The 10723-nt window shown below is 44.9% G+C and carries 8 protein-coding genes and 1 rRNA gene; 3 read left to right on the top strand and 6 right to left on the bottom strand.

The window, feature by feature from the left end; translation table 11 throughout:
• Together BM056_RS13495 and paaI are read right to left on the bottom strand one after the other, a co-directional pair.
• Positions 1–183, bottom strand: a 16S ribosomal RNA gene (locus BM056_RS13495); the annotation flags it as partial.
• Positions 184–543: 360 nt separating this feature from the next.
• Entirely contained in the window at positions 544–957 is a 414-nt protein-coding gene (gene paaI, locus BM056_RS13490) for a hydroxyphenylacetyl-CoA thioesterase PaaI (protein WP_092471950.1), read from the bottom strand.
• A 331-nt stretch (positions 958–1288) separates the two neighbouring features.
• Between paaI and BM056_RS13485 the strand changes: the two genes are divergently transcribed.
• The 3 genes from BM056_RS13485 to BM056_RS13475 all read left to right on the top strand — a co-directional run bounded on the left by BM056_RS13485 (position 1289) and on the right by BM056_RS13475 (position 3873).
• Positions 1289–1735, top strand: coding sequence for a DUF3795 domain-containing protein (locus BM056_RS13485; RefSeq protein ID WP_092471949.1), 447 nt, complete (start codon positions 1289–1291; stop codon positions 1733–1735).
• 98 nt (positions 1736–1833) lie between these two features.
• On the top strand, positions 1834–2550 hold the full coding sequence (locus tag BM056_RS13480) for a helix-turn-helix transcriptional regulator (RefSeq protein WP_092471948.1): 717 nt from the start codon (positions 1834–1836) through the stop codon (positions 2548–2550).
• Positions 2551–2700: 150 nt separating this feature from the next.
• Positions 2701–3873, top strand: coding sequence for an MFS transporter (locus BM056_RS13475; protein ID WP_092471947.1), 1173 nt, complete (start codon positions 2701–2703; stop codon positions 3871–3873).
• 91 nt (positions 3874–3964) lie between these two features.
• Here BM056_RS13475 and BM056_RS13470 read toward each other — a convergent pair whose 3' ends face one another.
• The 4 genes from BM056_RS13470 to BM056_RS13455 form a co-directional block, all read right to left on the bottom strand.
• On the bottom strand, positions 3965–5662 hold the full coding sequence (locus BM056_RS13470; protein ID WP_092471946.1) for an FAD-dependent oxidoreductase: 1698 nt from the start codon (positions 5660–5662) through the stop codon (positions 3965–3967).
• Between the two features lie 255 nt (positions 5663–5917).
• Positions 5918–6862 carry a hypothetical protein gene (locus BM056_RS13465; RefSeq protein ID WP_092471945.1) on the bottom strand — a complete coding sequence of 315 codons (945 nt, stop codon included), beginning with the start codon at positions 6860–6862 and terminating at the stop codon, positions 5918–5920.
• Positions 6863–7098: 236 nt separating this feature from the next.
• On the bottom strand, positions 7099–9753 hold the full coding sequence (locus tag BM056_RS13460) for a PEP/pyruvate-binding domain-containing protein (protein ID WP_092471944.1): 2655 nt from the start codon (positions 9751–9753) through the stop codon (positions 7099–7101).
• Between the two features lie 21 nt (positions 9754–9774).
• Entirely contained in the window at positions 9775–10413 is a 639-nt protein-coding gene (locus BM056_RS13455) for a TetR/AcrR family transcriptional regulator (protein WP_092471943.1), read from the bottom strand.
• Between the last annotated feature and the right edge of the window lie 310 nt (positions 10414–10723).

Here is a 10723-nt window from a genome sequence, read left to right as displayed (position 1 = left end):
ATCCGGTATTAGCACCAGTTTCCCGGCGTTATCCCAGGCTATCAGGCAGGTTATCCACGCGTTACTCACCCGTCCGCCACTAAAATTAGCAAAAAGTAAACTCCTCGCTAATCTCCGTTCGACTTGCATGTGTTAAGCACGCCGCCAGCGTTCGTCCTGAGCCAGGATCAAACTCTCCATTAAATATTTATAAAGAGTTTAATCTTTGCTCTCGTTTGTTAGTATTTCTCTTTCAAAGTTCTTCACTTTGACGAGGTTCTTTTGCTTTGATTGCGCTCACGCGCAATCTCATCTCAACTCTGTTTAGTTTTCAAGGACCTGATTTGGTTTGCTTTGTTTCGTCTGGTTTTTATCCGGCGTTTTCGGCCGGATCTTTATAGTATCACATCCGACTGGCCTCAGTCAACTGGTAGTTGTTGGTTGACTCGCTGCCATTTCCGGCCTGTGATACCTTTTTCCGCCGCCACTCGCGCGGCGACATGTATTAATATATCACTTTGTTGCTTGTCCTGCAACAAGTATTTTTTGCCAGTAGGCAACTATCTATTTGGTTTCTCTGAAAACTAATCCTTGTATTGATGCTATCAGCTTTCCCTGTTCATCCTCCACCGTCACCCTGTAATTTGCTGTACGACGTCCCAGGTGTTCTTCCCTGGCGGTGGCTATCAACGTATCACCCACCTTGCTGGCTTTAATGAAGTTAATATTAACATTTACAGCCACTGCCATTTGCCCTCGCGAATTACTGGCAGTTCCAAGAGCAACATCGGCCAGAGTGAAAATCACTCCACCGTGAGTGATTCTATGTATGTTAGTCATGTGCTCCTTTATTTTTAAAGAAACCTTGGAATATCCCGGAGTAAGTTCAATTATTTTAACTCCCAGATGATTTGGGTAAGGGTCATCTTTAATTCTTTCCTTCAATTCTTCATCTAATTTAATCCCATCTTCAGTCACACACGACTCCTCCTAGTTATTTTCTATTCCTATAATATTTATCGCATCAGTACAGGATTAAATCAAGCCTTTAAATAAAACTAACATCTTAAAGAAAAAAGTTGTCCGTCTGTTTCTCCCCACTTATGAAATGGCTATTCCTATCAGGCTCCGCCGCCAATGACCGTCAGCCAAAACAGCTTCATATTTTGGATAGACAGAACCTGGGTTGCAAGACCAGGAGACGGCAAAGAAAGCGTTAATGAGCAAGTATTTTCATATAGCCAGCAGGAATACCTTCGTCAATATTGAAAAGTGTTAGCAATAATTCCCTTAAAGAGAGGTGCTTACAATGCAATATGATGAGGTTTTAAAACACTTAGCGCCATGCGGACTTGACTGTGTCAGGTGTGCCGATTATGAACATGGGGAAATTAAACAATTGAGCACAAAACTTTTACAAGCCCTCAGCAATAATTACGGCCGAGTTGCCAAAATGAAATCTGATAAAAAACCAGCTTATCAGAACTACTCCTGTTTTGAAGAAATATTAATTTCTTTTTCCCGGGCCTCATGCAGCGGATGCAGAGGTGATAATATACTATGCCCGATTGAATGTACCGCAAAAAACTGTTATAAGGACAAGGGTATAGATTTTTGTTTTCAATGTAATGAGTACCCCTGCGATAGGCAGTTTAGCGGAGGTCTAAGGGAGCGGTGGATGAAAATAAACAACCGCATGAAAGAAATTGGCGTAGTCGAATACTATTATGAGCAAATTAAGCTCCCGAGATATTAAATCTTATTGGCGGTAACGCCCACCGGCAAGATAAGCTCGTCCAGGATGTCGTATATCAAGATATTATTTTGGGGATTTGCAATTGCGAGGTGGAATATGTGAGGCAGATCAATTTTACGCTAGCAGAGAAAATAAGTTTCACCGCTATTGAACATACCCATGCTCATAATTTTGGGCATTTAATTCTGCCTTTACAAGGTACATTATTCCTGCGAACCAACCAGCAAGTTATGACTGTAAACGATCAGCATCTTCTATTGCTGCCTCCTGATTGTGTACATACCTATTATGCCAAGGAGCGAAACGAATTTCTGGTACTTTTTATTCCCGGCTTTATGTTTTCCAATAACTATAACGCCGGTGAAGCGCGTCATTTGGAACTGGATTCGCGCTGGCACGCACTGCGTTATCTGATGCTAAGCGAATGCCAGGGTAAAAAAGCGGATACTGCGGCGATTAATCATTTGCTCCACTATTCTTTCCGGGTAATCCGGCAAAACCAAGAGTCTCCATCCATTCGTTATATTCATGAATACTATTACGTCAACATTTCGCTCGAAGCCTTAGCCGGGCTTGAACACTATAACGTCTCCTATTATAGCCAGTGGTTCCAGAAGAAAATGGGAGTTACCCCGCAAACTTATATCCAGCAGGTACGTCTTAACGAAGCCAAGCGTTTATTGAGGGAAACGAATTTTTCAATTCTGGATATTGCCCAACAAGTCGGATACGAATATCAAGCCTCTTTAACCCGGTTATTCAAACGTTTCGAAGGGACCACCCCCTGTAATTATCGCCGGCAATTCTATAAATAAGTGAAAACAATCTTGAATCCTGCTAAAGGTGACTCCCGGCAAGTGCTTATAATGAGGAACAAGTTAAACAATAGGGTTTCATTAACCTTATTGTTTTTTATTTTTTAAGGCAGTTATTGAAGCAGGCAGACTCAAAGGGGGGAGAGAAAAGTGGTTAGACATAAACAGATCATAGGACTTAGTTTATCCGCCTTTTTACTTATGTTGGGGAATGGTATGGTACAGGCCCTATTGCCGCAAAAGGTCATTTCCTTAACCGGGTCAAGTTCATTGGTCGGATATTTGGCTTCAACTTATGCTTTGGCCCAAGTATTGTCACAACTCCCGATCGGAATTCGGGCGGATAGAATCGGCTTCAAACTATTTATCATCATGGGTTATCTTCTAAGTTTTTCGGCAGGATTGCTTTTCTACTTCACCGATACCGTGAATCTGATATTTGTGGGCAAAATTTTGCAGGGAATTGGCGAGGCGCCAATATTAAGTTTGGCTCCGGCCTTGTTATCTCTCCAATATTTCGCAACTAAGGGAAAAGCAATTGGCACATATAACGCGTCAATCTATTTAGGCTTGACCGCAGGGCCGCTGGTGGGAGTGCTGTTGTTCAAAACATGGTCCGATACGCAGATTTTCTTGTTTTACGCCGTGATGTGCTTATTGGGGGCTGTTATCAATAGCTGCAGCCTGGAAAACAAAGCTGACGGTGAAGCTTCGGCGAAAGATACCCATACTCTAAAAAGCATATCAGTGTTTTTTAAGGATCCGCAGGTTTTGGTGGTGCTCTTAGGAATTGCGCTGTATGGAGCCGGGTTCGGAATATTTATAACCATTGTTCCGGCTTTTTTAATCATGTTTAAACATTATGATCAGTCGTATATCGGTATATTTTTTTCACTGTTCTATATTGCTATCAGCCTGTCTCAGCTGATCACCGGCTGGTTATCCGACAGGCTTGGCCGCCAGTTATTTATGGTAGTGGGATTAACGGTGGCGGCGGCTGGGCTCAGATTATCTTCAACTTTTGAACATCTTGGACTGGCTGTGATTTTAGGTGTGTCGAGTCTTGGTCTGGGGATATTTTACATTGCTTCCATGGCTTTCCTCAACGAAAACGTACCTATCTCTTTGCGGGGGACAATCTCCGGGATGTATTATCTTTTCTGGGGGATAGGCATGTTTTGGGGTCCGATCATTCTGGGGATTTATGTGGATGGGAAAGGCTTTTTTTCCGCTTTCCACCTGTTAGCCTCACTGTCAGCTTTAGAGGTAATGTTGCTACTGCTGGCCAGACGGTTTAAAGCAAAACGCTTAGCTCAACAATAACACTTTATTCATATCTCTTGCTGCATGTATAATTCCTAAAATAAGAATACTATCAGTATTTTCCATGAAGAAGGTGAATAACCCGGGCGGGTTATTCACCTTCTTCTTTTTTCGTCATCTGCTCATTCATATTTACAGCTTCGCCGTATTTATAGCGCAGCGCCTGGTATATATCATAACCACCGCTTAGATTATACGCGTCAAACCCATGCTGAACCAGAATACGATAAGCAATATAACCTCTTAAACCTATTTTACAATAGATAATAATCTTTTGATCGCCTGGTATTTCTTTTATTCTCTTTCTCAAACTGTCAACCGGTATATGCACCGATCCTTCCACATGCCCTTTTTGATATTCTTCATCCGTCCTGACGTCCAGCAGGATGTAATTGTTTTTATCTAAATCGTCTAGCTCATCCCAGTGAATTACTCGCACATCGCCTTTTAGCATATTGGCGGCTGTAAAACCTGCCATATTTACCGGGTCTTTGGCTGAAGAATAGGGCGGCGCATAAGCAAACTCAAGCTCTTCCAAATCATAAACGGTTAACCCCATTCTAATGGCCGTTGCCAGTACGTCTATCCGCTTATCCACACCATCCTTGCCAACCACTTGCGCTCCCAACAGTTTACCGTTGCCGGGTGAAAACAAAATTTTAACAATCATAGGTATGGCTCCCGGATAATAGGCGGCATGTGAAGGCGAGTGGGTATAGGACTTGAGATAGGGAATTCGCCATAGATTTAACAATTTTTCATTGTTGCCGGTAGCGGCAGCCGTAAGGTTGAAAACCTTGATAATTGAAGTACCTTGCGAACCTCTGAAAGACACCTTTCTGCCGGCGATATTATCAGCCACAATTCTGGCTTGTTTGTTGGCAGGGCCGGCCAGGGGAATCAGGGCCCATTGTTCATTAACAATATCCTTAACTTCTACAGCATCTCCCAGGGCATAAATAAAGGGATCAGAGGTTTTTAAGTACTCATCTACCCTGATGCCGCCCCTTGCACCGATTTCCAGTCCGGCTTCTTTGGCAAGTTTGATCTCCGGCTTGACCCCCACTGCCAACACTACCATATCAGCTTCTATTGTTTTGCCGCTCTTTAAATTGATTTGAATATTATCCTGCCCCTCAAACTTGGTCACCGCATCTTTAAGGATTAGTTCAATACCTTGATCCATTAAAACCTTTTCAACCACCCTGGCCATTTCAATATCAAGAGGGCCCACAACTTGTTCCGCAGCCTCGATAACTACAACATCGGCACCTATATGTTTTAAGTTTTCCGCTACTTCAATGCCAACATAACCACCTCCGATTACAGCGGCTTTACGAGGCTTTTGCGCAAGTATCAAGCTTTTAATTCTATCCACATCAGCCATATTCCTCAGCTTTAAAATATTCCGGTTATCCACACCTGGTATGGGCGGTACCAACGGAGCAGCACCGGGAGATAAAACTAAATAATCATAGTTTTCCCGATAAACATTATCTCCCGCAACGACCTCTACTTCTTTGCTTTCCCGGAATATTTTAGTTACTTCGCTATTGACCCTGATATCAATACTAAATCTTTCTTCCATGGCCTCTTCCGTTTGCACCAGGAGCTTATCTCTTTCAGTAATAACACCGCCAATATAGTACGGGAGACCGCAGTTGGCAAAAGATATGTAATCACCACGCTCGAGCAGGACTATTTCAGCTTGTTCGTCCAACCTTCTCAATCTAGCGGCGGTTCCCGCCCCCCCGGCCACGCCCCCGACAATGACAACTTTCTTGGACATAAACTCATCCTTTCTAATAATATTGTGAATCATATAGTATTACAGAAGATAATTACATATATACAAACAGCGTTAACGCCAAAATCATATATATAAATATAATAATAAAAAAATAATAACTTAGCAACTAAAATTTACAGAATAAGCCCTTCTCCACCCCTTATATGGGAACAGGAAAAAAATACGGATGCAACATCTAACTGACAACATAGAAAAAAGGAGTCATCGCTGACTCCTTTTCCGCTCCCTTCTTGCTCAACTGCAGCCCATGCAACTGGAGCAACCGGAACAACCGGTCTGTAAAACCAGGGGCTTGATAACAAAGGTATAGTCCCGGAGGTCAAATTCCTTCATTCCTTCCTGGTATAACAGCATCTTATTGTCGGCAAATTCTATCTTCAGGGGTACCGGGTCTAGAATCTCCGGGTTGAACAGGTTCGGGGTAAGGCCCGGCCTGAACAAGTGTCTTTCCCCGCTCTTCCCGGCCAATTCAATTTCATCGGTGGAAGTCATCAGAGATATCAATGCTCCTGCTGCGGAAAAACAAAGGGAATTGACATCTCCATTTAAACCCAGAGCCTGACAATTATAAGCATATAACGTACCCAACGGAGTTTGCACCGGAGTGGGCCGGGCCGGCTCCAGGGTCTTGAGCTGTCCACCGGGGTAAAAAGAAAGCCCGGTACGCACCTTTATGGGACCAAGGGGAGAATCTACCGCAACCAGTTCCCCCGGCCACAAACTAATGCTTTTTACGGAGCCGTCCGGGTAAAATTGAATTCCAATTACTCGGCTTTTAAACCGCCCGCTGGAAAGATGAAACTCCATTTCATAGGCATGGTTCCGCTCGTCTTCCTCGGTCCAGTAGGCTGACAGCTTCCCGTCCAGGGGGAATACCCTGTGCAGAGAACCGTCTTCGTAAAATGCCAGATATTCGGCGGGCAGGACGCCCAAAGGCGTCGGGATACCTGTCTGATTTTGAAGGGGCAGATTCTTTAAATAACCACCGGGGTAAAAAGTAACCGGTTTACCGGGTTTCCTGCGCACTTCGTTATCCTCAAAAAGAGGGACAAGTTTACCATAGGGAGTTTTCAACTCATTGTGTTCAGTCACCACACAACTTTTTAGCGTACCATCGGGGTAATGCTCTATGTAGGCAACCCCCTTGAGAATTCCGTACCGAGTGTTCACTTCTTTCATGCCGGTTCTCCCTCCCAGATGCCAGGCACTCCGCTATTTCTCAAAAAAAGACATCCTTTTCCTTTTATTATTTTATCTTATTATATCATCAATTTGGTTTATTAGCTTCCTCACCCATGCTTCAAGTGTCTTTATTAATTAATCAGAAGTAAGGTATGGTTAAAGCTCAGCTGCCAGCTAATAATGCGTACATTAGCATTACTTTTATAAATATTCTTCCTCCCCCGTATTTCAAATTACAAGTATACCTTTCCCGCGTCACCATCCACGGCGATTAACTGGTGATCATCTATCAGCTTCATCACGCCCGGAATGTTAACCACCGCCGGAATGCCATACTCCCGGGCCACAATGGAACCATGGGACAAAAACCCTCCTGACTCCATAACAATGGCGGAAGCTCTCAAAAACAGGGGTGTCCAGGCGGGGTCGGTGGACGGAGCCACCAGCACATCCCCGGCCAAGAGTTTTCCTCCCTCATCGGGATGATGGATTAATCTTGCCGCGCCGGAAGCCCTTCCCGCGGCCACACCCATACCTGCAAGCGCATTGTCCGGGCTAAGGTTGGTGGGTTCCGCAAAATGAGGTGCCTCATCAATAATCAGGTCTGGGGGGGAAAGGTCCTCCATTTCTTTCATCCCGGCCCTGCGCTCGGCCACCAGAACGGCCAACCCCATGCCGTCCCAGTATCCCCAGACAATGGAGAAAATCTCAGTCAAGGCACAGTGATAGATGTCGTTTGGTTCCTCAATAATCCCCCTTTCCGCCAACCGCTGCCCTATCTCCTGGTAAATCATGCGTCCTGGTTCATATAACTTAACCAGTACGGACTTGGCCATCTCCCTTAATTCCGCACCTTTCAGGGCTTGTTTCCACCAAGATTTTACCTGTACGCGGCGGTGCCAAGGCAGCTTTTGATTGATTTCCCGCCAGGCCCGGTCCGCTTTTTCTTTTTGCCGGGCCTTTATTGCGCCGGTATCAGCAATTTCCACGGTGCTTCTGATGATATGCAAAAGGTAAGAAGGGTCTTCACGCCAACGGGGGTTGATGATATCACACTCATAAATACCACGATGCCCGTATTCCGCCAGGAAGTTGCGCAGGGACTGTTTAAACGGGGAATTGTCCGGCAGACCTCGATCCCAGAGAAGAGGGTCAAACAATTCAGCGGAAAAGAACCTTCGTGCATCCACATCACTGCGGGCTATTTCAGCCATTTCCATCAGGCGGTAGCCGTGCTGTGCGCTGGTGATGTCCGCGCCCCCGGCCATAATGGCGTTGGCCATGGCGTTTCCTTTACGCGGAAAATATTTTTCCAATGTATTAACCAGCATCGTATGAGGAGGCGCCGAGGAAATACCTAAAAAGAAAAACACGGCGGCGAATTCCGTTGATACTTTGGCATTAGTAATAAAAGTATGAATAAACTGTTCATTCGTAAAGCTTTTGAAATCTTTTTTTAATAAATTTGCCGTATAATCATTATAATTAGCAAAAGATTCCCTTGCCCTTCGCTTGGCCTTTGGAATTGCCATTAGAAGCTTTAACATGCGGCCGATTCTCTTTAATCCCCTGACCCCGGCATAAGGTTTCTTTTCGTTAATTTTAATTTCCGGCTGGTGCCCTCCCAGACTGTCGTTCGTTTTCCGGGGCGCCAGCCCCAGGGCATCATACCAGAGCCACTGTTGAAGCGACAGATTGAGATACGCCCTGCCCTGATAAAGCCTGATATATCGCAGCCCCTGGGGCATATGGTAACCTACTGATTGAAATGGTGACTGCAGCGCACCGGGGAGGCCTATTTTATTTATACTCCAGTTAAGAGTTGACTGGACAAAGGGAATGGCATCCCTAAAATTGACGTTGGACCATATGTCCGGCTGATCTTTAATTTCAGCGCAGGTGCACTTTGGCAACGCCGTCACCGGCCTGGCCTGGACCAGGATGAACTCACTGCCGCTAAACACCCACTCGATATCCTGGTGCTGTTCCCCGCTGCCCAAGGCCTCAAAAACCCGCAGAATTAAAAAACCCAGTTTTATTATGTTCTCATCGGATAACGCTTGACCCGCCATTGATTCAGCAGGCTGCACAGATACCGTACCCACATTTTCCCGGGGAACGGTCATTCTTTCTTTGCGACCAATTATTTTTTCCTTTATTTCAGGCCAATAGCCCAGGCGCAGGCGGTATTCGTCCGGCTCCACCGCACCGCTGACCACACTTTCGCCCAAACCAAAGTTGGCGCTTATAACCATGACATCTTCCCGACCAGTCCGGGGATCGCAGGTAAAACCAACACCGGCAGCCTTGGCCTCCACCATTTCCATAACCACCACAGCCGGTATCACATCATCATCTTTGACGCTCATTTTCCGCCGGTAAGCGACGGCCCTGGGTGTCCATAAAGAAGCGTAACAACTTTTAATGGCAGACAGGATGTTATCCAGGCCCCGGACATTTAAAAACGAATCGTGAATACCGGCAAAAGAAGTCCCGGCAGCGTCTTCCGCCGTGGCTGAAGACCTCACAGCCAATGGTTTGTCAAGTATGCCGATGCTTTTAAGCTTTGAAACCAGTTCTTCCCGGATAGTGGTTGAAATGGTGCCAGACTTTATTTTTTCTCTAATCAGGAAAAGTTTATCTTCAATCTCCCTCTCGCCAATATTACCGATAGATACACTTTGCGCGATCTCCCCTGTGGCTTCCAGCAGGTTGTTTTCTTCAATAAAACTCCGGTAGGCTCCAGCTGCCAGGACTCCCCCAACTGGAATCTTGAATCCATACCGTTCCAGCCTGCCCAGGTTCCACCCTTTCCCCCCGGCTGCCTCCACCCCGGCTTGAAAAGCTTCGGGCCAACTGAAAAAGAACGCTGTGCAACTCTTTTCCATAATCATCCTCCCCCAACACTTTTAACGGTTCCTGTCCGGCACATCTCTTGCCCCGCCAAGAAAAAGGTCTACGCTTTTGGTAATATAATCCTGGGCGTCAAACTTATCAGGGTCCATTAAAAAATTCATTCCCGCTGATACACGTATATTGTCGGCTTGGGAAATCATAATTTCCAATGGAAGATCCCGCCTAATCTCTCCCGACTCCTGACCCAGTTTGATAATTTTAACCACAAAACTATGTGCGCCGCTTCTTAGAATTTCATCAAAAGTAGCCGTCAATATTTTTTGCACATGATAAGAAACGTAGATCCTGAAAATATCCTTTGTCATCAACTGACTGGTCCACTCCAGAATTCTACTCAGCACGATCACCAACCGTGAACGGATATCGGAATACTCCTTGATTAACTGCTCTATTTCCGGCGCCCGTTCAGTGATAAACCGATGCAAGTATTCAATGATAATATCTTCCTTAACAGGGAAATGGTTATAGAGGGTTTTGCGGGCAATGTCTGCTTCCTCCGCAATTTGCTCCAAAGTAGTTGAAGCAAAGCCTTGCTTGTAGAAAAGTTTCATCGCCACATCAATTATTTTTTGTCTTGTCTCTTCTTTTTTTCTCTCATATCTGTTTCCAGTCGAAGTATATTTTAGCTTCATTTTGCACCTCTAGTTCCGTCAACATATTACCTATTCGGGTAATATTACCCGAATAGGTAATATTATTATATTAGTATTGTAATACAATGTTTTACTGTTAACAAGAGAAAAAAATATGTTTATACCAGATACTTTCTATATCCGCTAAATATATATCACCTTTTCATTAGAACTCGGCAGGGGTGTGGTTAATCTCTTGAAACCGCACCGCCCATAAGATAAACTGTAATCAGGAGAAAAAAGGACCAGCCCCGGATGGAACTGCTGGCCAGCTTTATGGAAGATCATCATATTGTAAAGCTTTGCAACT

The sequence above is a fragment of the Desulfotruncus arcticus DSM 17038 genome (assembly GCF_900113335.1).
GTDB classification, from domain to species: Bacteria; Bacillota; Desulfotomaculia; order Desulfotomaculales; family Desulfallaceae; genus Desulfotruncus; species Desulfotruncus arcticus.
Note: the sequence above shows the minus strand (reverse complement) of the source record. Positions and strands in the feature narration are given on the sequence as shown.

What these genes read in the sequence shown, in the direction of transcription:
- BM056_RS13470 (WP_092471946.1), bottom strand. Translation starts at nt 5,662, where the DNA reads ATGTCCAAGAAAGTTGTCATTGTCGGGGGCGTGGCCGGGGGGGCGGGA.
- BM056_RS13455 (WP_092471943.1), bottom strand. Translation starts at nt 10,413, where the DNA reads ATGAAGCTAAAATATACTTCGACTGGAAACAGATATGAGAGAAAAAAA.
- BM056_RS13485 (WP_092471949.1), top strand. Translation starts at nt 1,289, where the DNA reads ATGCAATATGATGAGGTTTTAAAACACTTAGCGCCATGCGGACTTGAC.
- BM056_RS13460 (WP_092471944.1), bottom strand. Translation starts at nt 9,753, where the DNA reads ATGGAAAAGAGTTGCACAGCGTTCTTTTTCAGTTGGCCCGAAGCTTTT.
- BM056_RS13465 (WP_092471945.1), bottom strand. Translation starts at nt 6,862, where the DNA reads ATGAAAGAAGTGAACACTCGGTACGGAATTCTCAAGGGGGTTGCCTAC.